The 23009-nt window shown below is 66.8% G+C and carries 26 protein-coding genes and 2 tRNA genes; 15 read left to right on the top strand and 13 right to left on the bottom strand.

Going from position 1 to position 23009, the window contains the following annotated elements:
* Positions 1–2: 2 nt before the first annotated feature.
* The 3 genes from trpD to ACZK3W_RS20235 all read left to right on the top strand — a co-directional run bounded on the left by trpD (position 3) and on the right by ACZK3W_RS20235 (position 2616).
* A complete protein-coding gene (gene trpD / locus ACZK3W_RS20245) occupies positions 3–1034 on the top strand; it encodes an anthranilate phosphoribosyltransferase (protein WP_049401667.1) in 1032 nt (343 codons plus the stop codon).
* Positions 1035–1108: 74 nt separating this feature from the next.
* The gene (trpC, locus tag ACZK3W_RS20240) at positions 1109–1903 is read left to right on the top strand and encodes an indole-3-glycerol phosphate synthase TrpC (RefSeq protein WP_049401666.1); all 795 of its coding nucleotides are present in this window, start codon (positions 1109–1111) and stop codon (positions 1901–1903) included.
* A complete protein-coding gene (locus ACZK3W_RS20235; protein WP_125895884.1) occupies positions 1900–2616 on the top strand; it encodes a haloacid dehalogenase-like hydrolase in 717 nt (238 codons plus the stop codon). The genes trpC and ACZK3W_RS20235 overlap by 4 nt, the downstream gene beginning before the upstream one ends.
* A gap of 168 nt (positions 2617–2784) precedes the next feature.
* Here ACZK3W_RS20235 and ACZK3W_RS20230 read toward each other — a convergent pair whose 3' ends face one another.
* Complete coding sequence (locus ACZK3W_RS20230; protein WP_014038735.1) at positions 2785–3546, bottom strand: sulfite exporter TauE/SafE family protein; 762 nt, start codon at positions 3544–3546, stop codon at positions 2785–2787.
* Positions 3547–3608: 62 nt separating this feature from the next.
* Positions 3609–4298, bottom strand: a complete 690-nt coding sequence (gene crp, locus ACZK3W_RS20225) for a cAMP-activated global transcriptional regulator CRP (protein WP_010482649.1) — start codon at positions 4296–4298, stop codon at positions 3609–3611.
* Between the two features lie 149 nt (positions 4299–4447).
* On the opposite strand from crp, the gene speD reads away from it, so the two are divergent.
* Together speD and ACZK3W_RS20215 are read left to right on the top strand one after the other, a co-directional pair.
* On the top strand, positions 4448–5242 hold the full coding sequence (gene speD, locus ACZK3W_RS20220) for an adenosylmethionine decarboxylase (RefSeq protein WP_006473908.1): 795 nt from the start codon (positions 4448–4450) through the stop codon (positions 5240–5242).
* A gap of 168 nt (positions 5243–5410) precedes the next feature.
* Entirely contained in the window at positions 5411–5731 is a 321-nt protein-coding gene (locus tag ACZK3W_RS20215; protein ID WP_125895840.1) for a DMT family transporter, read from the top strand.
* Between the two features lie 82 nt (positions 5732–5813).
* Here ACZK3W_RS20215 and coq7 read toward each other — a convergent pair whose 3' ends face one another.
* Positions 5814–6458 (bottom strand): 2-polyprenyl-3-methyl-6-methoxy-1,4-benzoquinone monooxygenase, encoded by a 645-nt coding sequence (gene coq7, locus ACZK3W_RS20210; protein WP_032127169.1) that lies wholly within the window; start codon positions 6456–6458, stop codon positions 5814–5816.
* 197 nt (positions 6459–6655) lie between these two features.
* On the opposite strand from coq7, the gene rplM reads away from it, so the two are divergent.
* Together rplM and rpsI are read left to right on the top strand one after the other, a co-directional pair.
* Positions 6656–7084, top strand: a complete 429-nt coding sequence (rplM, locus tag ACZK3W_RS20205) for a 50S ribosomal protein L13 (RefSeq protein WP_005414692.1) — start codon at positions 6656–6658, stop codon at positions 7082–7084.
* Between the two features lie 2 nt (positions 7085–7086).
* Positions 7087–7479: a 30S ribosomal protein S9 gene (gene rpsI, locus ACZK3W_RS20200; protein WP_005411311.1), complete on the top strand. Its 393-nt coding sequence runs from the start codon at positions 7087–7089 to the stop codon at positions 7477–7479.
* Between the two features lie 283 nt (positions 7480–7762).
* Here rpsI and ACZK3W_RS20195 read toward each other — a convergent pair.
* Positions 7763–7837 (bottom strand) — tRNA-Gln (locus tag ACZK3W_RS20195).
* Positions 7838–7892: 55 nt separating this feature from the next.
* A tRNA-Met gene (locus ACZK3W_RS20190) sits at positions 7893–7969 on the bottom strand.
* Positions 7970–8089: 120 nt separating this feature from the next.
* Between ACZK3W_RS20190 and ACZK3W_RS20185 the strand changes: the two genes are divergently transcribed.
* The 3 genes from ACZK3W_RS20185 to bfr all read left to right on the top strand — a co-directional run bounded on the left by ACZK3W_RS20185 (position 8090) and on the right by bfr (position 9642).
* On the top strand, positions 8090–8710 hold the full coding sequence (locus ACZK3W_RS20185; protein ID WP_032127170.1) for an RNA pyrophosphohydrolase: 621 nt from the start codon (positions 8090–8092) through the stop codon (positions 8708–8710).
* A gap of 108 nt (positions 8711–8818) precedes the next feature.
* Entirely contained in the window at positions 8819–9028 is a 210-nt protein-coding gene (locus ACZK3W_RS20180) for a (2Fe-2S)-binding protein (protein WP_005411309.1), read from the top strand.
* A gap of 143 nt (positions 9029–9171) precedes the next feature.
* Positions 9172–9642: a bacterioferritin gene (gene bfr, locus ACZK3W_RS20175; RefSeq protein WP_005419804.1), complete on the top strand. Its 471-nt coding sequence runs from the start codon at positions 9172–9174 to the stop codon at positions 9640–9642.
* 58 nt (positions 9643–9700) lie between these two features.
* Here the strand turns inward: bfr and ACZK3W_RS20170 are convergent, their stop codons facing one another.
* Genes ACZK3W_RS20170 through ACZK3W_RS20160 form a run of 3 tightly spaced genes read right to left on the bottom strand, consistent with a single transcriptional unit; the run spans position 9701 to position 14449 of the window.
* Entirely contained in the window at positions 9701–11899 is a 2199-nt protein-coding gene (locus tag ACZK3W_RS20170; protein ID WP_125895842.1) for an ATP-binding protein, read from the bottom strand.
* A 1-nt stretch (position 11900) separates the two neighbouring features.
* Entirely contained in the window at positions 11901–13787 is a 1887-nt protein-coding gene (locus ACZK3W_RS20165; protein ID WP_049424052.1) for an EAL domain-containing protein, read from the bottom strand.
* Positions 13788–13831: 44 nt separating this feature from the next.
* Entirely contained in the window at positions 13832–14449 is a 618-nt protein-coding gene (locus tag ACZK3W_RS20160; RefSeq protein ID WP_005411305.1) for a DUF4126 domain-containing protein, read from the bottom strand.
* A 179-nt stretch (positions 14450–14628) separates the two neighbouring features.
* Here ACZK3W_RS20160 and ACZK3W_RS20155 point away from each other — a divergent pair, with 179 nt between their 5' ends.
* The 5 genes from ACZK3W_RS20155 to ampE all read left to right on the top strand — a co-directional run bounded on the left by ACZK3W_RS20155 (position 14629) and on the right by ampE (position 18339).
* On the top strand, positions 14629–15372 hold the full coding sequence (locus ACZK3W_RS20155; RefSeq protein WP_019336613.1) for a DUF6776 family protein: 744 nt from the start codon (positions 14629–14631) through the stop codon (positions 15370–15372).
* A 4-nt stretch (positions 15373–15376) separates the two neighbouring features.
* Positions 15377–15841, top strand: coding sequence for a bactofilin family protein (locus tag ACZK3W_RS20150; RefSeq protein WP_006398829.1), 465 nt, complete (start codon positions 15377–15379; stop codon positions 15839–15841).
* A 31-nt stretch (positions 15842–15872) separates the two neighbouring features.
* Complete coding sequence (gene erpA / locus ACZK3W_RS20145) at positions 15873–16265, top strand: iron-sulfur cluster insertion protein ErpA (RefSeq protein ID WP_005419789.1); 393 nt, start codon at positions 15873–15875, stop codon at positions 16263–16265.
* 146 nt (positions 16266–16411) lie between these two features.
* Entirely contained in the window at positions 16412–17317 is a 906-nt protein-coding gene (nudC, locus tag ACZK3W_RS20140; RefSeq protein ID WP_125895843.1) for an NAD(+) diphosphatase, read from the top strand.
* A 134-nt stretch (positions 17318–17451) separates the two neighbouring features.
* The gene (gene ampE / locus ACZK3W_RS20135; RefSeq protein WP_032127176.1) at positions 17452–18339 is read left to right on the top strand and encodes a regulatory signaling modulator protein AmpE; all 888 of its coding nucleotides are present in this window, start codon (positions 17452–17454) and stop codon (positions 18337–18339) included.
* Between the two features lie 583 nt (positions 18340–18922).
* On the opposite strand, the gene ACZK3W_RS20130 is transcribed toward ampE, so the two are convergent.
* The 5 genes from ACZK3W_RS20130 to ACZK3W_RS20110 form a co-directional block, all read right to left on the bottom strand.
* On the bottom strand, positions 18923–19348 hold the full coding sequence (locus tag ACZK3W_RS20130) for a DUF2752 domain-containing protein (RefSeq protein WP_006473646.1): 426 nt from the start codon (positions 19346–19348) through the stop codon (positions 18923–18925).
* 43 nt (positions 19349–19391) lie between these two features.
* Entirely contained in the window at positions 19392–19670 is a 279-nt protein-coding gene (locus ACZK3W_RS20125; protein WP_032127177.1) for a CD225/dispanin family protein, read from the bottom strand.
* A 34-nt stretch (positions 19671–19704) separates the two neighbouring features.
* Positions 19705–19992, bottom strand: coding sequence for a CD225/dispanin family protein (locus ACZK3W_RS20120; protein ID WP_005419784.1), 288 nt, complete (start codon positions 19990–19992; stop codon positions 19705–19707).
* 183 nt (positions 19993–20175) lie between these two features.
* Positions 20176–22065 carry an MFS transporter gene (locus ACZK3W_RS20115; RefSeq protein ID WP_125895796.1) on the bottom strand — a complete coding sequence of 630 codons (1890 nt, stop codon included), beginning with the start codon at positions 22063–22065 and terminating at the stop codon, positions 20176–20178.
* A 139-nt stretch (positions 22066–22204) separates the two neighbouring features.
* Positions 22205–22999, bottom strand: coding sequence for an SDR family NAD(P)-dependent oxidoreductase (locus ACZK3W_RS20110; RefSeq protein WP_125895795.1), 795 nt, complete (start codon positions 22997–22999; stop codon positions 22205–22207).
* Between the last annotated feature and the right edge of the window lie 10 nt (positions 23000–23009).

The following is a 23009-nucleotide window of genomic DNA, read 5'->3' as shown; positions in this document are numbered from 1 at the left end:
CCATGAGCTTCTCCCCCCAGGAAGCCCTGCAACGCACCATCGAGCACCGCGAAATCTTCTTCGACGAGATGGTCGACCTGATGCGGCAGATCATGCGCGGCGATGTCTCGCCGATGATGACTGCCGCCATCCTCACTGGCCTGCGCGTGAAGAAGGAAACCATCGACGAGATCGCCGCTGCGGCCACGGTCATGCGTGAATTCGCGCTGGCGGTGCCGGTGGCCGATACCACCCACCTGGTCGACATCGTCGGCACCGGCGGCGATGGCTCGCACACCTTCAACATCTCCACCTGCGCGATGTTCGTCGCGGCCGCGGCCGGTGCGCGCGTGGCCAAGCATGGCAACCGCAGCGTGTCGTCCAAGTCCGGCAGCGCCGATGCAGTCGAAGCACTGGGTGCGGCCATCGAGCTGCAGCCGGCGCAGGTGGCCGCGGCCATCGAACAGACCGGCATCGGTTTCATGTTCGCGCCGATCCATCACCCGTCGATGAAGGTGGTCGCGCCGGTCCGCCGCGAGATGGGCGTGCGTACCATCTTCAACATCCTTGGCCCGCTGACCAACCCGGCCAGCGCACCGTCGGTGCTGATGGGCGTGTTTCACCCGGATTTAGTGGGTATCCAGGCACGCGTGCTGCGCGAGCTGGGCACCGAGCGCGCCATGGTGGTCTGGGGCCGCGACAACATGGACGAGATCTCGCTGGGCGCCGGTACCCTGGTGGGCGAGCTGCGCGACGGCAAGGTACGCGAGTACGAGATCCACCCGGAAGACTTCGGCATCGCGATGTCGGCCAGCCGCAACCTGCGCGTGGATGGCCCGGAGCAGTCCATTGCCATGCTGCGCGCCGTGCTGGACAACCAGCCCGGTCCGGCGCTGGACATCGTGGCCCTGAACGCCGGCGCCGCGCTGTACGTGGCCGGCGTGGCCAGCGACATCGGCGACGGCCTGGCCCGTGCCCGTGCCGCCATCGCCAACGGCAGCGCCCGCCAGCGCCTGCAGCAGTATGTAGAGACCACCCGCGCGCTGGTTGCCTGAGCGCGCGGTTCAGCCTGACCCTCTTGATGGCCGATAATGGCCGTCCTCACCGCCCCCGCACCGAATCGAAGACGATGAGCGACATCCTGCAGACGATCCTGGCCCGCAAGGCCGAAGAAGTGGCCCAGCGCCGTGCCCAGCGTCCCCTCGAGGACCTGCAGGCCGCCGTGGCCAGCGCCCCGCCGGTACGTGGCTTCGTGCGCGCGCTGCAGGCGGCAGTGGCCAACGGCGATCCGGCGGTGATCGCCGAGGTGAAGAAGGCCAGCCCGTCCAAGGGTGTGATCCGCCCGGATTTCCGCCCAGCCGACATCGCCGTCAGCTATGAGTTCGGCGGCGCCAGCTGCCTGTCGGTGCTGACCGATGTGGACTTCTTCCAGGGTGCCGATGCCTACCTGCAGCAGGCCCGTGAGGCCTGCACGCTGCCGGTGCTGCGCAAGGACTTCGTGATCGACGCCTACCAGGTGTACGAGGCGCGCGTGCTGGGTGCCGACTGCATCCTGCTGATCGTCGCTGCGCTGGACGACACGCAGTTGGCCACGCTGTCCGAACTGGCGATGTCGCTGGGCATGGACGTACTGGTGGAAGTGCACGACATCGACGAGCTGGAGCGTGCGCTGCAGGTACCGGCACCGATGATCGGCATCAACAACCGCAACCTGCGCACCTTCGAGGTGTCGCTGCAGACCACGCTGGACATGCAGAAGGCGGTGCCGCGCGATCGCCTGCTGGTCACCGAGAGCGGCATCCTCGGTCCGCAGGACGTGGCGCTGATGCGCGATGCCGGCATCCACTCGTTCCTGGTGGGCGAAGCCTTCATGCGCGTGGAAGAGCCGGGCGAGGGCCTGCGTCAGCTATTCTTCGCGGCATGAAAACGCACTATCCGACGCCGCGCGACGATGCGCCGCTGGTGGTCTTCGATTTCGACCACACCCTCTACGATGGCGATTCGGGTACTCACCTGTTCGCTTCGCTGATCAAGCGCAACCCGCTGCGCATGCTGGCGGCGCTGCTGGTCACGCCGATCGCCGGGCCGATGGTGGCGCTGCTGCCGACCCGCCGTACCGGCATTTCGGTCTATGTGTGGATCGGCAGCTTCGGCCTGCACCGTGCGCGCGATTTCAACAAGGTGATCGACGCCTATGTGCTGCGCAACGAGGCGCAGATGCGCGCCAAGCTGCTGCCACAGGCGCTGGAGGTGTTCGCAGCGCACCGGGCCAAGGGTGACCGCGTGGTGGTTGCCACGGGCGCGCCACCAGAGCTGGCACGCGCGATCCTGACCTTCGTCGCCCACCAGGACGTACCGGTGATCGGCACCGAGGTCGGCCCACGGCTGGGTGGCGTCGGCCCGACCCGCCACTGCCACAACGAAGAGAAGATGCGCATGCTGCGCGAGCGCGGCTACGGCGACATCGATATCGCCTACTCCGACAGCACCGCCGACCTGCCGCTGCTGCTGGCCGCCAAGGCGCCGGTGGTGGTGAACCCGAAGCCGGGCAGGGTGGACTTCTTCCGCCGCGTGCTGCCGGCCGGCACCCGCATCCTCAACTGGGGCTGCGTGGACCGCGGCGGTGACAAGGCGTAACGCGCGGAATCCGCCGGGGATGGGATGACGGAGTGCCGGGCTGCGACCCGGTAGTGCCGGCCGCTGGCCGGCAACTTCATGATTGCGGAAGGGCTTGCGGGGTTGCCGGCCAGCGGCCGGCACTACCGAATCCCGTGCAGCTAGCGCCGGGCCATGCCCGGCGAGCGCTCAGCGCGCCAGATACCCGGTCAGCGCATGCCCGATCTGGAACAGGCTGATGCCCAGCACCAGCACGCCCACGGCCACCAGCACCCAGCGCTCCTTCAGGCGCTTCACCAGCAGTGCGGCCACCGGCGCGGCCATCATGCCGCCGATCAGCAGGCCGGCCACGATCTGCAGGTGATGCAGCCCCATCGACAGCAGGAACGTTGCTGAAACTGTCAGGGTGACCACAAACTCGGCCGCGTTCACCGTGCCGATGGTGGTGCGTGCCTGGCCGCCGCGGGCCAGCAGGGTGGAGGTGGCCACCGGCCCCCAGCCGCCCCCGCCGCTGGCATCCAGGAAGCCGGCCACGAAGCCCAGCACGGGCACCCGCTTGACCTCGCCCTTGGGCATCAGGCGGCCGGCGGCACGTGCCAGGATGATGATGGCCAGCACCAGCAGGTACAGGTAGATGAGCGGGCGGATCACCTCGCCGGGCAGCTGGGTCAGGCCGTAGGCACCCACGGCGCCGCCTACGGCGCCGGGCAGCGCCAAGCGCAGGAACAGGCGCTTATCGACATTGCCGGCGACCAGATGCGACACGCCGGAGGCGCCAGTAGTGAACACCTCGGCGGTGTGGATGGCTGCACTGGCCTGCGCGGGCGGAATGCCCATGGCCAGCATCACCGACGACGACACCAGGCCGAACGCCATGCCCAGCGCGCCGTCCACCAGCTGGGCGCCCAGGCCGATGAGGATGAACCACCAGAATGCGCTGCTCAGTTCCATGCACCGAGCCTAGCGCGTGAAAGAGTGCGGACCAAGGTCCGCACCCACCGGGTGCTCAACGATCAACGGGTGCCGTACAGCACCACGGTCTTGCCGCGGGCGTGCAACAGGCCATCGGTCTGCAGCTTCTTCAGCACGCGGCCGGCCATTTCGCGCGAGCAGCCGACCAGGCGGGCCAGTTCCTGGCGCGAGACGCGCAGCTGGCTGCCCTGCGGATGGCTCATCGCCTCCGGCTCCTGCGCCAGGTCGTGCAGGGTGCGCACGATCCGGTCGGTAACGTCCAGGAATGCCAGGCGGCTGGCCTTGCGGCTGGTGTCGAGCAGGCGCTTGGAGATCTGCTGGCCCAGCGCGTAGAGCAGGCGCGGGGCATCGGCCGACAGCGGGCCGAGGAACAGCTGGTGCAGGCGCTCGTAGCTGATTTCGGCCAGCTCGCAGGCGGTACGGGTCCTCAGGATCACCTCGCGGCGGTCCGATTCAACGAACAGGCCCATCTCGCCGACGAACTCGCCGGCACCGAAGTAGCCCAGCACCAGCTCGCGATCGTCATCTTCCTCGGCCATGATCGAAACCGAGCCGCTGATGACGTAATACAGGGTTCCCGCCGGGTCACCGGGTCGGAAGACGTCGGTACGGGTGGGGTATCGCCGCCTGTGGCTGTGCGCCAGGAAACGATCGATTGTGGCGATATCCAGGGCCAGTGGACTGCTAGCTAGGCGCACGGTTGACACGATAGGAGCGCTCCCTCTGCGCATGAACGGATTCACGGGGTCGATAGCGGAGCTTAACCAGCGCAATTGTTAAGGGCAAACAGTGTGCCAGATGTGAGCGCTCTTCACGTTCCCCCCGGGGACAGTTTGCCCCATAATTCCCCCTTTCCCTTCTTACACAGGAATCGACCGCCGTGGTCAAGCCGTTGCCTCGCCTGAGGCTGCAGGGTTTCAACAACCTCACCAAGGCGCTGAGCTTCAACATCTATGACGTGTGTTACGCGCGCACCGAAGAGGAGCGTCAGCGTTACATTGAATACATCGATGAAGAGTACAACGCCGACAGGCTGACTCAAATCTTGACCGATGTCGCCGAGATCATCGGCGCCAACATCCTGAACGTGGCCCGCCAGGACTACGATCCGCAGGGTGCCTCGGTGACCATCCTGATCTCCGAAGAACCGGTGATCGACAAGAAGCAGGCCGGCAAGGAGCTGATCTCCGATGCCGTGGTCGCGCACATGGACAAGTCGCACATCACCGTGCACACCTATCCGGAAACGCACCCGCAGGAAGGTATCGCCACCTTCCGCGCCGACATCGACGTGGCCACCTGCGGCGTCATTTCGCCGTTGAAGGCGTTGAACTACCTGATCGAAAGCCTCGAGTCGGACATCGTGATCATGGACTACCGCGTCCGTGGCTTCACCCGCGATGTGAAGGGCAAGAAGCACTACATCGATCACAAGATCAACTCGATCCAGAACTTCCTGGCCAAGAACATCAAGTCGCGTTACGAGATGTTCGACGTCAACGTCTACCAGGAAAACATCTTCCACACGAAGATGCACCTGAAGGACTTCGACCTGGACCAGTACCTGTTCGAGGAAAAGGCCAAGAACCTGTCGTTCAAGGAGCGCATGAAGATCGAAGCGCTGCTCAAGCGCGAGATCGAAGAGCTGTTCCACGGCCGGAACCTGTCCGAGTAAGCCCCATGTGCGATGCCCGCAGGCATCGCCGCCCAGGCGGGACGACCCGCCCCGTGGAACCAGTGCCCCGCACGCGTTACAGTTCCACGGTGATGTACCGACCCACGGCCCGGTGTGAAAACACCGGGCCGTTTCGTTTTTCTCAAAAAAGGTAAGGAGCCCCCACCCATGCCCTGGATCTACCTGCTGCTGGCCGGCCTGTTCGAGATCGGTTTCGCCCTCGGAATGAAGTACTCCGAAGGCTTCAGCAAACCCCTTCCCACCGCTGCCACGGTCGTGTCCGCGCTGATCAGCCTGTACCTGATGAGCCAGGCGATGAAGAGCATCCCGGTCGGTACCGCCTACGCGATCTGGACCGGTATCGGCGCCATGGGCGTGGCGGTGCTGGGCATCTACCTGTTCAACGACAGCGCATCGCCGGCCCGCCTGGCCTGCGTGGGCCTGATCGTGACCGGTGTGATCGGCCTGAAGCTGGTCTCGCCCAACTAAGGCGGCCCGACCAACGGTCGGGCCCCACCGTCGGGCCCACCGTGCCCTTGGGGAGGCCCCCACCGTTGGTGGGGCGCCCCGGTCAAATGCGGTAGGCGATGGTCTTCATGACCTTGGAAGCCAGCGCCATCGCGCCCGGGATCGGGAACGGCAGGCGGCGTGCGCCGGCCTGCTCGGCGTGGTCCGCATGGCGGGCCTCGTCTTCTTTCATCACGGCGATGACCGCGCGGCTGCGCAGGTCGCCGGCCGGCAGGTCGACCAGGTGCTCGTCCAGATGGGCTTCCACCTGGCGCTCGGTCTCGACCACGAAGCCCAGGTTCCAGCCGTCGCCGCGCAGCCCGGCCAGGGTGCCGATGGTGTAGCTGCCGGCGTACCAGAGCGGGTTGAACAGGCTCGGACGGCTGTCCAGTTCGCCCAGGCGGGTGGCGCACCAGGCCAGGTGGTCGGTTTCTTCCTGGGCCGCTTCCAGCAGGTGTTCACGCGTGGCCGGGTCGCGGGCCACGGCCGCCTGGCCGAAGTAAAGGCCCTGTGCGCAGACCTCGCCGACGTGGTTGATCCGCATCAGGCCGGCCGCGTGGCGGCGTTCGGTGCTGTCCATGCCCGGCTCGTCGGTGTCCGCAGCCGGATAGGGGCGGGCCGCCGGCGGGTTGCCGAACACCGTGTCCAGGGCGCGCTGCGCCTCGGTCAGCAGGTGGTCCAGCGGGGTGATCTGGCGGAGCACGGTCATGGCGGTACACGGTGGGGCGGAAGACCCCGCGATTCTCGCCCGACCCCGTCCCCCTGCCAACCCGGTCAAGGGCCGGCTTGCAACGGGGGGCTGACCTGCGTACAATCCCGCCTCTTACGCTTCACCTTTTCACAACGCGTGGCAGAGTTCCGGCGAGCCTTTCGCCGCAATGAGCCCGACCTAACCTAGAGTTCTTCATGAGCACTTTCACTGCCAAGAACGAGACCGTCCAGCGCGACTGGTACCTCGTCGACGCCGAGGGCAAGACCCTGGGCCGTCTCGCCACCGAGCTGGCCCGCCGTCTGCGTGGCAAGCACAAGCCGGTCTACACCCCGCACGTTGATACCGGCGACTACCTGGTCGTCATCAATGCAGAAAAGATTGCCGTCACCGGCAAGAAGCTGCAGGACAAGATGTATCACCGTTTCACCGGTTACATCGGCAACCTGAAGACCGAATCCCTGGCACAGGCGCTGGAGCGCCACCCGGAGCGCGTGATCGAGATCGCCGTGAAGGGCATGCTGCCGAAGGGCCCGCTGGGTCGCCAGATGTACCGCAAGCTCAAGGTCTACGCCGGCACTGAGCATCCGCACGCCGCACAGCAGCCGCAGGTTCTGGATATCTAATCATGGCTATCACTCAAAACTACGGCACTGGCCGCCGCAAGTCCTCCACCGCTCGCGTGTTCCTGCGCAAGGGTTCGGGCAACATCACCGTCAATGGCCGTCCGCTGGACGAGTTCTTCGGTCGTGAGACCGCGCGCATGATCGTGCGCCAGCCGCTCGAGCTGACCAAGAACACCGAAAGCTTCGACATCCTGGTCACCGCCGCTGGCGGCGGCACCACCGGCCAGGCCGGTGCGATCCGTCTGGGCATCGCCCGTGCTCTGGTCGAGTACGACGAAACCCTGAAGTCCGAGCTGCGCAAGGCTGGCTTCATGACCCGTGACGCCCGTGAAGTCGAGCGTAAGAAGGTCGGTCTGCACAAGGCTCGCCGCGCCACCCAGTTCTCCAAGCGCTGATCTACCGCGCCTGGTTGGGCTCCTTCGGGGGCCCGCTGGTTGGACAAGCAAAAGCCCGGCTTCGGCCGGGCTTTTGTCGTTCTGGGGTCGTGGATTTCCTGGTTGCCGGCCAGCGGCCGGCACTACCCGTGGTCCGCATGCCTGACCCCGGTCTCTGTCTGGAGAAGAGCCCCCTTGTTGTTCAAGGGGGTGCGCCGACAGGCGCGGGGATAAGGCGGGATGCGTGACCAAACAAAAAAAGAAAAAAGCCTGATCTTTCGATCAGGCTTTTTTCTTTTTTGTTTGGCTGCCCCGGATGGATTCGAACCACCGAATGCCTGAGTCAGAGTCAGGTGCCTTACCGCTTGGCGACGGGGCAAAACGTGCAACTATTTTCTCACTTTTCACGCTGAAAAACAACTTGATTTTCAGTGTGGTGGCTATGGGTGGACTCGAACCACCGACCCCAGCATTATGAGTGCTGTGCTCTAACCGGCTGAGCTACATAGCCTTGGTGAGCCCGCTATTCTGCGGATGTGTATCGCCCCTGTCAACACTTTTGTATCGTGCTTGTGGGCCGACAGGCGGCATGGGATAGTCCCGACCAGTAGATTTTTTAGGAGTCCGCATCGTGATCGATCCGGACGGCTATCGACCGAACGTCGGCATTGTGCTGATGCGGCAGGACGGCCAGGTGTTCTGGGCACGACGTGTGCGCCGGGACGGCTGGCAGTTCCCGCAGGGTGGCATGAATACCGACGAGACGCCTGTCGAGGCCATGTATCGTGAACTGCAGGAAGAGACCGGCCTGCTGCCTGAGCACGTGGAAGTGCTCGGGGCAACGCCCGGCTGGCTGCGCTACAAGCTGCCGGCGCGGGCCATCCGCCGCAACGAGCGGCAGGTCTGCATCGGCCAGAAGCAGGTCTGGTTCCTGCTGCGCCTGACCGGCGACGAGTCCCACGTGAAGCTGGACCACACCGACTCACCCGAGTTTGACCACTGGCGTTGGGTGGACTTCTGGTACCCGGTGGAGCACGTGGTGATGTTCAAGCGTGGCGTCTATGCGCGCGCCTTGCGACATCTGGCGCCGTTGGCGCGCGGGGTGGCCGGGCAGGGCGTGACCGCCATGCCCAAGAGCGCTGCGGAGGCCTGGATGCCGGGCCATACCGCCGGGCATGACCGCCCACGCAAGCGCCCACGGACCCGCGGCTACTGGCCGAAGAAGGCCACCGGCGATGGTCCGGCCACGTGACCGGCTGAACCGTATCGAGAATGGTTCAGGTCTCTGATTGACAACCATTCTCGTTTCCATTGGAATAGCCAACAGGCCACTCTTGGCCTGTCAGCCCGGTTCACGCCTGTGTACGTCTGCATCTGCAACGGAGTCACCGACCACCAGATCCGCGAAGCCGCCAGCCATGGCGTCAGCACGGTGGCCGAACTGACCATGCGTACCGGTTGTGGTGCCACCTGCGGTTCCTGCCTGGACATGGCCGGCGATCTGCTGGCCAAGGCGCGTGCCACCCACGATCTGCCGCTGCCGGTCCTCGGTCTGGCCCAGGTCGCCTGATCGTCTCTTTCGCGGCGCGTTGACGCCGCGCTTTCGCATCCTTCACGTGCGGCCGCACAGGCCAATGCGCACGATTCGCGTTCCTTCACGGCCGCGCGCAAGGCGTTAAAGTGCCTGCGTTTTCAGCGTGCAGGAGCACCCCCATGAAGGGCGACACCAAGGTCATCGAATTCCTCAACAAGGTCCTCTACAACGAGCTGACCGCGATCAACCAGTACTTCCTGCACGCCAAGATGCTGAAGAACTGGGGCATCAAGGAGCTGGCCGAACACGAGTACAAGGAATCGATCGACGAGATGAAGCATGCCGACATGCTTGCCGACCGCATCCTTTTCCTCGAAGGCCTGCCGAATTTCCAGGCGCTGGGCAAGCTGCGCATCGGCGAGAACCCGACCGAGATCCTGCAGTGCGACCTGTCGCTGGAGCGCGACGGCGTAGTGACCCTGCGCGAGGCCGTGGCCTACTCCGATTCGGTGGGTGACTACGTCAGCCGCCAGCTGTTCGTGAAGATCCTCGACTCGGAAGAAGAGCACATCGACTGGCTGGAAACCCAGCTCGACCTGATCGAGCGTATCGGCGAGCCGAAGTACCTGCTCAGCAAGCTGGAAGAGTGACGTAGCGTCGAGCTTGCTCGACTGTGATCAGCATGGCGATGGTCGAGCAAGCTCGACGCTACCGATGCTGTGCCAGGTAGCCCGTCAGCGCCACGCGCGCCCGGGCGAATTCGGCAACCAGCAGCGCCACCGCCACTGCGGGGCGCTGCAGGCTGCCACTACGGGCTTCGTGCTCGATCCGCTGCGCGATTGCCGACAGCGACAACGCCCCCACGTTCGCACTCGATGATTTAAGGCTGTGGGCGATTGCCTGCAGTCGCGGCTCGTCGCTGCTCTGCGCGGCCTGCTGCAGCTGCTGCACCATCGCCGGCGCATCCTCCAGGAACACCGAGACGATCTGGAGGGCGGTATCGCCGATCACCGCGTGCAGTTCGTCCAGCACATCACGGTCCAGCACCGGTTGCGTCACCGCTTGGCTTTTCGTCTCTTGTAGAGCCGGGCCATGCTCGGCTGGCGGGATCCCACTGGCCCCGGATGCATCGCCGTCGAGCAAGCTCGACGCTACGACATCGCGTGATCGCTGCCCCCAGCGCCTCAACAGCGCATGCAAGGTGGCGCGTGCGATCGGCTTGGACAGGTAGTCGTCCATGCCGGCCTGCAGGCAGCGTTCGCGGTCACCGGCCATGGCGTTGGCCGTCATCGCGATGATCGGCAACCGCGAGCACCCGGTTTCCGTTTCTTCCGCACGCCAGCGGCGCGTGGCGGCGTAGCCGTCCAGCACCGGCATCTGGCAATCCATCAGCACCACGTCCACGCCGCCTTCGCGAAGGGCGGCCAGTGCCTGCTTGCCGTCGGCGGCGTTGCGCACCTCGCACTGGAACACGCGCAGCAGATGCTCGGCCACCATCCGGTTGACCGTGTTGTCTTCCACCAGCAGCACGCGCAGGTGCAATGGCGGCAGCGTCGGTGCGGGCAAGCCGTCTTCGGCATTGGCCAGCAGGGCGGCAGGGCGGGCAGGCGTGGCAGGCGCCGCCAGCAGTGCATGTAGGGCTGCATCATCGAAATGCGGGAGCAGCTGGCGTTGGCGCGGGCGTTGTGCAGGCGTGTCTTCCTGCAGCCACAGTACCTGCAGTGCATCATCGTCGCCGCGCTCGGCCAGCGCCTGCTGCAGCGTGACCTCGCCGCTGCGGCGGGTGCGGGAATCGACAATCAGCCATGCCGGTGCTGGTTGTCCGGGCCGCGCGGGAGCGCGCAGGCGCTCGACCACGGCATCCAGCTGTGCCAGCACCTGCACCTGCAGCCCATGGTGGGCGGCGATGCGCTCGATGCGTGCCTGCAGCGTTGCATCGGCGCTGAACAACAGTAGCGCTGCGGGGGCGCGCGTCATCGCAGGCAGGTCGCCGGGTACTTTCAGCAGCGGGATCTCGAACCAGAACGTTGCGCCCTGGCCGGGCGTGGACTGCACGCCGATCTGCCCGTGCATCAGGTCGATGATGCGCTTGCAGATGGCCAGGCCCAGGCCGGTGCCACCGTAGATGCGCGTGGTCGAGGCATCGGCCTGGCTGAAGGACTGGAACAGGCGTGCCTGCAGTGCCTCATCGATGCCGATGCCGGTGTCGATGATCTCGAAGCGCAGCTGGTGCTGGGCCGCACCTTCGCCCAGGCGCTGCACGCGCAGCTGCACCTGGCCGCGGGCGGTGAACTTGATGGCGTTGGCCAGCAGGTTGCTCAGCACCTGGCGCAGGCGTACCGGGTCGCCGCGCACCGGCAGGCGCACCGATGGGTCAAGCTGCAGGGCCAGGGACAGGCCCTTGGCATCGGCGGCGCGCTGCATCAGCTGCACCACGCCATCGAGCAGTTCGCGCAGGTTGAAGCTGGTGATCTCCAGTTCCAGCGCCTGCGCTTCCAGCCGGGAGTAGTCGAGGATGTCGTCGACGATGCGCAGCAGCTGCTGTGAACTGGCCGAAGCGGTGGCCAGCATCTGCCGCTGGTCCTCACCCAGCGGCCCGCGCGCGATCAGCTCCAGCATCGGCAGGATGCCGTTGAGCGGCGTGCGGATCTCGTGGCTCATCGTGGCCAGGAACTCGCCCTTGGCCAGCACGGCCGCTTCGGCGGCCTGCTTGGCCTGCAGCAGCTGCTGTTCCAGCTGGCCCTGGCGTTCGGTGGTATGGCGCAGCTGGTCGCGCTCGGCGGCCAGCGCGCTGTGCTCGCGCTGCAGCTGGGCCAGTGCCCGGCTGCGCGCGCGCAGGCGCATGCCCAACAGCAGCAGTGCGACGGCCGCAGCAAGGGCAACCAGCAGCACGCCCCACAGCGGCACCTCAGAGCACCGCGTTGTGGAAGTCGAAGTTCAGGTCACTGCCGGCCGACTGCACCATGTTGCCCTGGATGTAATCGACGCCGCCGACCCACATCGCTGCCGCGGCCTGCGGGTCCTCGATCTGCTGGCCGATGATCTGCAGCCCGGCGGCATGCGCCTGTTCGATCGCCTTGCGCAGTTCCTCGCGCGTGGCCGGGTTGGAATGGCTGCTGGAGAAACGCGCGGCCATGCGCACGAACGACAGCGGCAGCTGGGTCAGCAGTGCATCGGCTTCGCCACTGGGTTCGAACTGGCTCAGGCAGAAGCGCACGCCGGCGCCGGCCATGCGCTGGCAGAACTGCTGCAGCGGCACGGTGTGGATCAGCGCGTCGGGCAGGCGCACGTCGATCACCAGCGCACTGCCGGGCAGGTCACGCTGCTGCAGCGATTCCAGCAGCCAGTCGCCAAAGGCATCGCGCTGCAGGGTGCGCAGCGACTGCGAAACGAACAGGTTCAGCGGTTGCGTTGCGTGCCGGTACAGGTCCAGCAGGCCCAGCGCATGGTCCATCACCTGCTGGTCGAGGTCGGCGATGCGGCCTGCCGCTTCGGCGGCGGGAATCACCTGGCCGGCCGCCAGCACCGTGCCGTCGGCCTGGCGCAGGCGCAGCAGCAGCTGGTACTGCGCGGTGTTGCCACCGGCGACGGCGACGATCGGCTGATAGGCCAGCTCCAGCTGGCCCTCCAGCAGTGCCAGGTGTTCCTGTTCGGTGACGGCCTGGCGGTGTACATGGCCTGCCACGCCGGCGCTGAGCAGGCGTGCCTGCAGGGTGGTGCGCTCGACCGCTTCCAGTGCGGCGTTGGCATCGTCGAAGCCCGGCGACAGCGGCGCGTAACCCACCACGCCGCGCAGATGCACCGATTCATCATCGCGGATCACGAAGGCGCGCGCCGAGAGCTGCTCACGCAGGGTCGCGGCGATGCTTTCCAGGCTGTCTTCATCGGTATTGCGGGCCAGCAGCAGGAAGCTGTTGTCGTTCAGGCGTGCCAGCAGGTGCGGATGGCCGGCCTCGGCCAGGCGCTGCCCGGCCTGCACCATCAGGCGCTCGAAGGCGGCGTAGCCATAGCGTTCGCGCAGGCCCAGCGCGCTGGCCACTTCAATGAAGAACACGCCGCCCCGGTCGCGATGGGTGAGGGTGGCGTTGAGTTGCTGCAGCACGTGGTGACGTGTCGGCAGGCCGGTTTCCGGATTGCTGGTGGCCGGTGCGCCGGTAGCACCAGGCAGGGTCGCTGCCTGCGCACGTGCGCGGCGGATGCGGTTGGCCACGGCGGCGATCAGGTGGCGGGGGCGGATCGGCTTGCTCAGGTAATCGTCGGCGCCGCTGTCGAGCACCTCGAACTGGCGTTCCGGGTCCGGATCGCCGCTCAGGAACACGATCGGCAGCAACTGCAGGCCAGGCTGCTGGCGGATCAGCGCGGTCAGGCGCATGCCGTCCAGGCCGGGCAGGTGCAGGTCCATCAGGATCAGGTCGGGCCGATGCTCCTTGATCGCCTGCAGCGCGCCGTCGGCATCGCTGTGCACGATCGCCTGCATGCCGGCGCCATGCAGCACGCTCTGTGCGAACAGGGCCTGCGCGCGGTCGTCCTCGACGATCAGCACGCGGTAGGGCGAATCGGAGGGCGGCGGCGCCTGGTCGTTGTTGCCAGCCTCGGCCAGCACGGCCGGGGCCGGCAACGGCGGCGGTGCGCTGCCGATCGATGCGGGTGCGTCGGAGGCGGCCAGCGGCGGAACCGCGGCCGGCGCTGCGGCGACCGCGCTCGCCGGTTCAGCGGTCCAGCGTTGCCAATGATCGGCCGGAGGGGTTTCAGCGCGTCCCGGGCGGGCGCCCGCGGGGGATTCGTTTGCGGCCATCGGTGCTCCTGGTGTTCGCGTCCATTATGCGACAAGCCCGGCGATCAACCGGTACCGGGCTGGCGTGGACTGTCGGGCGACGCACTGCGTGCCAGCCAGCGCACGCCCTTCCACAAGGTGCGCCAGACCAGCCACACCAGCAGCGCGCCGGCCAGGCTGCAGGCCAGCACCACGATCAGCGCGATCCACGGGTGTGCCAGGGCCAGGGCCAGGCCACCGACCACCACGGTGTCCTCGGCGGCGGAGGCCACCCAGTTGCTGGCAGGCTCGGGCGAGGTATTGAGCAGGGCGCGGGTGCCGGCCTTCAGGCCATGGCTGGCCAGCGCGACACCGGCACCGGCAGCAAGTGCGCCGGTGCCCAGCTGCCCATCTGGCGACAGCGTGGCTGCGGCAAGGAAGGCACCTGCGGGTACGCGTGCCAGGGTCTGCACCAGATCCCACGCCGAGTCGACGCCGGGAATCTTGTCGGCGAAGAATTCGGTTACCGCCAGCGCTGCCGAGGTGCCCAGCACCCACCACGATTCGGTGGCCTGCAGGGCCGGCGGCAGGTCGACCCAGCCGAGCAGGCCGGCCAGGCCGACACCGAACACGGTGAGGTAGACGCGGATGCCGGCCAGCCAGGCCAGCAGGATGCCGATCACGAACAGGTGGGCTTCGGTCATGGCGATGCTCCGGCGACGGAACTGTGCAGGGGACCACACTATCGACGATGGCATGCCTGAACGCCACAGACGGTGGCTCGCCACTGCGCAGGAAACCCACCCGTCCTGTCATACACTAGCCCGTCGTTTGCCACAGGGGCCGTACCGGTGTCGCCCTCGCGATGCCCCGGAATCCACCCATGACCAACCGTCCTCCCATGCGCGTGCAGGTTCGCCTGCCCGGCGCGCCGCAACCGCCGGCCGACCGTCGCCGCCTGCTGGTGATCGGCGGCATCTGGCTGCTCAGCCTGGTGCTGGCCGTGCTGGGTGGCTGCTGGATGGCCACGCCGCGCGATGCACAGGGCCAGCGCCTGCAGGCCGCCGAGAAGCGCGCCGAGACGTTGCAGGCGCAGCTGACCGAACTGCGCCAGAAGCAGGCCACGCTGGAAGCCTCCGACCGCATCAGCCGCGCCGCCAACACCGAGGTGCAGTCCTCGCTGGCCGAACGCGATGAGGAAATCGCCGGCCTGCGTGCCGACGTTGCCTTCTATGAGCGCCTGGTGGGTTCGACCAGCCAGCGCAAGGGCCTGAACACCCATTCGATCGAGTTCAGCCCGGAAGCGGCCGGCACCTGGCAGTACACCGCCGTGCTGACACAGAACCTCAACCGCGGCGCCATCAGCCAGGGGCAGATGCGTTTCACCGTGGAAGGCGTCAAGAACGGCAAGCTGGCCACGATCAGCTGGGATGATCTGCACCAGCGCAGCAAGGTACCGGGACAGGATTACTCGTTCCGGTACTTCCAGCAGCTCACCGGCAGCGTGATGCTGCCGGCTGACTTCACCCCGCAACGCGTGCGGGTGACATTGGGGAGTGGTACGGGGGGTACCACCCAGGTATTCGACTGGAAACAGGCCGGTGCGCCGGCCGCCAAAGGGGAGTAGGCAGATGTTCGGAAGCAGCAAATCCAACCGTGAAGGCCAGCTGGTGGTGGATGCCCTGATCGGCAACCAGGTGGTGATCCGCGGTGATGTGGAATTCAGTGGTGGCCTGTATGTGGAAGGCCGCATCCATGGCAAGGTGATCGCCGCCGAAGGCGCCAGTGGCGCGACCCTGACGGTCGCCGAGCATGGCGTGATCGAAGGTGAGATCCGTGCCCAGGTGGTGGTCATCAGTGGACGCCTGGACGGCGACGTGCATGCCACCGAGAAGGTCGAACTGACCCCGAGCGCGCGGGTCAATGGCAATGTCCATTACCAGGTGGTGGAGATGAATGCGGGTGCCCAGCTGAACGGCCGCCTGATCCATGCCAGCGCCCCGATGGCGGCCCTGCCGGCCCCGGAAGGTGATGAGGCCAATGGCGGCAAGGGTGACACCGCCGCACGCCGCAAGCTGGCCGAGGCGATGGCTTGAAAGCCATCGTCGGCACCCCCATGCTGACACCATGAGCACGCTAGTCTCCCTGCCCGGCGCCACCCCGGTTGCCGCGCCCGATTACCAGTCGCTGGAGCGCCCGCTGAACTTCACCGAGTCGGCGGCCGCCAAGGTCAAATCCCTGATACAGGAAGAGGGCAACCCCGACCTGGCCCTGCGCGTGTACATCGAAGGCGGTGGCTGTTCGGGCTTCCAGTACGGGTTCGAGTTCGACGAGAACCGTGCCGAGGATGACTTGGCGGTACAGACCAGCGGGGTGACCCTGCTGGTCGACCCGCTGAGCCTGCAGTACCTGATGGGCGCCGAGGTGGACTACACCGAGAGCCTGACCGGTGCCCAGTTCGTGATCCGCAACCCGAACGCCAAGACCACCTGCGGCTGCGGCAGCAGCTTCAGCATGTAAGAGGCCTGTGGCCGGAAGGTGCCAACCAAGGTTGGCACCTCAGTAGATCCACGCCATGCGTGGATGCTGTGCCTGCACGCCCACACCGGCAGATTGCGCACAGCGCCGAACTTGCCACCTGCATCGATTGGCGGCACGCTTGCCGGATGCCCAATACTCCTTCGCCGCTTTCCGGTTTCGCCTTCGTTGGCGAACCGCTGGAGCGCGCCGATGCCCTGCGCGACGATGCCGATGCACTGGCGCGCCTGTGGCCGGGCGCGCGCATTCTCGTGCTCGATCAGGACGGCAGCGCCTTCACCGGCGATGACGACCAGCCGCTGGCGCTGACCGGCGCCGACATCGGCGGCGGCCCCGGTGCCGCGATCTTCCTTGGCCTGCGTGGCGAGCAGGCCTGGTTCTCGGTCGAAGCCGCCAACGTTACCGTCACGGCCCCGCGCCGCCTCGACCTGCGCCAGGCCGCACTGCTGTGGCCGATGGCCGATGCGACCGCCTTCAGTTATGCCCGCGGCATGTCCTACTGGCACTCGCGCACCCGCTTCTGCGGCGTGTGCGGCGGCGCCGTGGCGTTTGCCCGTGGTGGCTTCGTCGGCCGCTGCGGGCAGTGCGCCACCGAGCACTACCCGCGTGTCGATCCCGCCGTGATCGTCGCCGTGGAAAACCAGGGCCGGCTGCTGCTGGGCCGGCAGTCGAACTGGGCACCGCGGCGTTACTCGGTGCTGGCCGGCTTCGTCGAACCCGGCGAGACCTTCGAGCAGACCGTGGTGCGTGAAGTGCACGAGGAGAGCAAGGTACGGGTGACCGCCTGCCAGTACCTCGGTTCGCAGCCGTGGCCGTTCCCGGGCGCGCTGATGATCGGTTTCCGTGCACAGGCGCAGGATGACCTGCCGACCGTGGATGGCGAGCTGGAAGATGCGCGCTGGTTCAGTGCCGACGAGGTCGGCGCGGCACTGGCACGCGATGTGGTGGACGATGGCCAGGGCATCCGCCTGTCGCCGCCGATCTCGATTTCGCGCGGCCTGATCGAACACTGGTACCGGCAGCAGAAGGGCTGAGCGGGGCTGACGGTGGCGCCTGTATTGCCGCCACCTGAACACGGCCCGGGTTACAGTCCGGTTCACCGCTGAGGGCGCCGCTGCGACAGGTAAGGTAGCGACGCCGAGCGTTCTGTTTCGTAGGGAGACCTGCCATGTTCACCACTCTGGCCGCCGTGCTGGTGGCACTGGCCCTGGGCCATGTTGCCCCGGCCGCTGCCGCCTCGCTGCGCCGTTTCGACGGCTTCCGGCGTTGGCTGGGCTGGCTGGACGCGCGCGGTGGCAAGGCTTGGCAGGGGCCGGCAGGCGTTGCCCTGGCACTGCTGCCGCCGCTGCTGCTGATGGCGCTGCTGGCGTGGTTGCTGCGTGGGGTGCTGTTCGGCCTGCCGTCGCTGCTGCTGGGCGTGGCGGTGCTGGCGTGGTGCTGGGGCCCGCGCGATCTGGACCGCGATATCGAAGCGATCATCGATGCCGATGACGCGGCGACGCGCCAGGCCGCGGTGCGTAACCTGCAGGCGGCCGGTGGCAGCCTGCGCGAGGACATTCCGTCACTGGTCGAGGCAACCGTGCTCAACGCCTTGCGGCGCTGGTTCGCGGTGCTGTTCTGGTTCCTGCTGCTGGGCCCGGCCGGTGCGCTGGGCTACCGGTTGCTGGCACTGATGGCGGAAAGCCCGATGCGCGCCCGCGTGCCGGTGGAGCCGCTGGCGCTGGCGCAGCGCCTGCTGGGCTGGATCGAGTGGCCGGTGGCGCAGCTGATGGCGTTCTCGATGGCGCTGGTGGGCAACTTCGATACGGCGTGGAAGGCCTGGCGCCAGGCCCACGGCGAGCGCCTGGCCGGCAACATCGGCTTCCTCGGCGCGGTGGCGCGGGCCAGCGTCAACGCCGAGCTGCGCGAGGATGCGCACGATTACACCGAGGCGGGGCTGTTGCCGGTGTGGCAGCGGTTGCCGGACCTGCGGGATGCGATGAGCCTGGTGTGGAGGATGCTGCTGCTGTGGCTGGCGATCCTCGCCCTGCTGGTGATTGCAGGCTGGGTGACGTAGTTGCTTTGCAGGGCTTGCAGCCCTTCACCTGCAGAAGCAACAGCAACAGCAACAGCAACGGCAACGGCAGGATTGCTGCGGGCTGGGCGGGGCGGTGTGGGGCTGCAGGACACGCCGTAAACCCGTCCTTGGGGGCTCGATGGCGCCTTGCTCGTGTGCGCTGTCCTGCGCACACGGCAAGACCGGGGTTGGGCCTCCTGCCCAACCCGCCCGAGGCATGCCTCGGGCCCATGGCGCCAACGGTCCTGCAGCCCCACACCGCCCCACCCCCGACAGATTCCCGCGGCTGTTGGTAGGTGTCGACCTTGGTCGACACGGTAGATCCACGCCATGCGTGGATGCAGAGCGAAGCGATCCGCTTCCGCTTTCGCTTTTGATCTTCTCTTTCTTTTCCGTGGTGGACGCACACGGAAACTGTCCGTGGCCGGGCGGGATGGGTTTGCGGGGGTGTCCGCGGCATGGATGCCGCGGCCAAGCCTCCACGGACGGATTCACGGCGTCCCCCGCAAACCCATCCCGCCCGGCCAACCCCATGATCGACAAACGCCGCCCACCACGAGGGGCTGCGCCGTTGGCTGGAAACCTAGATCGGTGCCAGTGCGGTGAACGGCGCCCACGGCAGGTTGCGCAGCAGCGCATACCCGGGCAGCACCCAGAGCCAGAACACGGGATTGGCCAGCACCCGCATCAGCGGGTCGAGCACACGCGGGCGGATGCCGGCGATGTTCAGCAGCATCAACAACAGGAACGGCAGGCTGATGACCAGCAGCGGGTTCATCGCCATCGCGCCGGGCAGGTCGAAGTGGACCAGGGAATACAGGCAGCGCGTGCTGCCACAGCCCGGGCAGTACAGGCCGGTCAGCGCGTACAGCGGGCAGCTCGGCAGGGGATTGCCGGCGACATACGGATTGACGTTGCGCAGCACCACCGTGGCACCCACGGCCAGGCCGGCGGAAACCAGCAGCGGTGCCCAGCGGGCGAGTCGGGAACGAGCGGGAAGCGCGGACATGCAACAACGGATCCGGCGCAGGCGCCGGATCCGTCCAGGCGTATCAGTAGTTGCCGTTGCTCATCGCGCCCATGCCGCCGAGCACAACGAAGAACAGCACGTAAAGCACGACCAGCACGACCCAGGCGATGGCCGACCACATGGCCCACTTCTTGGCCTTGGCGGCGGAGTCCTGGGCGCCGGCGATGTCGCCGGCCGCCAGCTTGCCGTTGACCTGGGCGGCGTAGACGATCGACACGATGCCGGCCGGCAGGCAGCAGAACAGGGTGGTCAGGATCGCCCAGACCAGGTTGTTCGGGACCTGCGGAGTAGCAGTATTCATGGGTTCAAGCTCCTTGATGGGTGGTGGTGGTGAATCATTGGTCGGAAAGAGCGCCCAGTACGGCCAAGCCGCCGAACAGCCCGAACCACAACAGCAACAGGACCGGCAGGGCCACGGCCGAAGCCACCGCCCACCAGCCCGCCTTGCGCGACGCACTGTAGGCCCCCGGCAGGTCGCCGGCCGCGCGGCGGCCATCGACCTGGGAGGCGTACACGATCGACACCACGCCCAACGGCAGGCAGCAGAACAGCGTCGTCAGGATCGCCCAGACCAGATGGTTGGGGATGTAGACCGGACGGCTGAGCGGTGGTGGTTGATTCAAAGCGAGACTCCATTCCTTGGTGGCCGGCCATGATGAATCGGCCGGACCTCCCCCCTTGTGGGTGCGTAATCTACCGCAACCTGCGTTGCATGTATGCGTTTACAGTCACGACATGTCGCGTACACCACTGGACGATGACGTATGTGGGGGAGTCCGCTGGGCCCGCTCGGCGGGCCCATCTCGTCAGGCGTGATCGCCGCGCAGGGCCCGCACCTGGGCCTCCAGCACCGGTGCGCTGGTGCTGTGGCCATCCACGGCCGCTGCCGCCACCACCTCGACGGTGGCGCGGAAACGGCGCGGCACGCGCATGCGGCCCAGGCGGCTGTCGCGCCGGCTCCACATGCTCGACCACATGCCGCGCAGCGCCATCGGCACCACCGGCACCGGCCGCCGTTCGAGGATCTTCTCGACGCCGGACTTGAACGGTGCCATCGCACCATCCTTGGTCAGCGCGCCTTCCGGGAAGATGCAGACCAGCTCGCCTTCGGCCAGCGCAGCGTCGATGTCATCGAACGCGCGCTGCATCAGCGCCGGGTCTTCGCGCGCACCGGCGATCGGGATCGCCTTGGCGGTCCGGAAGATCCAGCGCATCACCGGGATGTTGAAGATCTTGTAGTACATGACGAAGCGCACCGGGCGCGGGATCGTCGCCGACAGGATCAGTGCGTCCATGTAGCTGACATGGTTGCAGACCAGCAGCGCGGCGCCCTCGTCGGGCACGTTGGCCTCGATGCCGTGCGGGCGCAGGCGGTACAGGGTGCGCACCATCAGCCAGCTGAGGAAGCGCATCAGGAATTCGGGGACGATGGTGAAGATGTAGATCGCCACCAGTGCGTTGGCGATGGCCAGCGCCAGGAACTGCTGCGGGATGGTCCAGTGCAGCAGCTTGTGCGCGGCCAGCGACAGCAGGGCTGCGCCGACGATGAAGCCGGAGTTCTGGATGTTCAGCGCCGCAAACACGCGCGACATCTGCGCCTTCGGCGTGCGGCTCTGGATCAGCGCGAACAGCGGCACCACGAAGATGCCGGTGAACAGGCCGATGCCGATCAGGTCGATGACGATGCGGATGCTGCCCGGCTGCTGCAGGAACGTCCCGATGGTCAGTCCGTGCACGGTCGCTTCGCCGCTGCGGGCGAAATACAGGTCGAGCAGGAACGCGGTCATGCCGAACGCACCCAGCGGCACCAGGCCGATTTCCACCGTGCGTGCCGACAGCTTCTCGCACAGCAGCGAACCGATGCCGGTGCCGACCGAGAACAGGGCCAGGGCAAAGATATACAGGGTCGGCTCACCGCCGAGGTTGGTCACGGCATAGGCCGGCAGCTGCGAGGTCAGCACGGTGCCGACGAACCAGAACCAGGACACGCCCAGGATTGAATTGCGCACCGCCTTCTGCTGGCGCGCCATGCGCAGCACCGCCAGTGATTCGGGCAGCGGGTTCCAGTTGATCTTCAGGTTCGGGTCGCCGGCATCGACCTTGGGAATCAGGCGCGCGGCGATGTTGCCGCAGATCGCCAGGCCGATGATCGCGCAGGCCGCCACCACCGTACCGTGGCTGCCGGCAACGGTGAACACCAGGCCGCCGACGATCATGCCGGACAGGATCGACATCGAGGTGCCCATTTCAACCAGGCCGTTGCCACCGGTCAGCTCTTCGGGCTTGAGCACCGACGGCAGCACCGAGTACTTCACCGGGCCGAACAGGGTCGACTGCATGCCGGTGCAGAACAGGGCGACCAGCAGCACCGGCAGGCTCTGAGTGAGGAAGCCGGTGCCGGCCAGCGACATGATCACGATCTCCATGGTGGTGGTGATCACGATCAGCCGCGATTTTTCCAGTTTGTCGGCGATCTGCCCGGCCAGCGCCGAGAACAGGAAGTACGGCAGGATGAAGATGGCCGGTGCCAGCGTGGCGTACAGCCCCAGTTCTTCCTCCGGTACGGCCATGAACAGCAACATGCTGATGATCGCCTGCCGGTACACGTTGTCGTTGAACGCTCCGAGCGCCTGGACGACGAAGAACGGCAGGAAACGGCGCTGGCGCAGCAGGGCGAACTGGTTGTGACCGGACATGGAGCCTCCTTGACCGGCGCAGCCTAGCATTCCTGCCTATCCGCCGGGACCATGGCGGGATGCATCCACGCATGGCGTGGATCTACTGAAGCCCCACAACTGTGGGTGCGGACCGTTGGTCCGCACACCTTGATAGGTCTCAGACGATATCGTCGACCACGCCGCCATCCACGCGCAGCGCTGCGCCGGAGGTCGCCGAGGCCTGCGGCGAGGCCAGATACACCACCATGTTGGCCACTTCCTCGACCGTGGCGGTGCGCTGGATCACCGAAGACGGCCGGTGTGCCATCACGAACTCGCGGCCGATCTGCTCCAGTGGCTTGCCGCTGCGCTGGCGTTCATCTTCGAACATCGCCGCGAAACCGTCGGACAGGGTCGGGCCGGGCAACACCGCGTTGACGGTGACGCCGCTGCCGGCCACGCGCTTGGCCAGGCCGCGCGACAGCGACAGCTGCGCGGTCTTGCTGACACCGTAGTGGATCATGTCGGCCGGAATGTTGCGTGCCGATTCGGATGAGATGAACAGTACGCGACCCCAGCCGGCATCGACCATGGCCGGCAACAGTGCCCGCGACAGGCGCACGCCGGACATCACGTTGGTCTGCCAGTAGCGTTCCCAGGTCGCGTCTTCGGTCTCGAAGAAGTCCTCGGGGCCGAAAATGCCGGCGTTGTTGACCAGGATGTCGACCTTGGGCAGGCCTGTCAGCAGCGTGTCGACGCCGGCCGCATCGGAGAGGTCGGCGGCCACGCCGAGCACGTCGGCACCCGGAACGGCGGCGAGCAGGCGCTGGCGGGCGCGTTCGACGCTGTCGGTGCTGCGGCCGTTGAGAATGATCCGCGCGCCCGCGTTGGCCAGGCCCTGGGCAATCGCCAGGCCGATGCCGGCGGTGGAGGCGGTGACCAGCGCGGTACGGCCGGAGAGTTCAATCTTCATGGGGAATCCG

Source organism: Stenotrophomonas sp. 80084_Sma (genome assembly GCF_056481995.1).
Note: the sequence above shows the minus strand (reverse complement) of the source record. Positions and strands in the feature narration are given on the sequence as shown.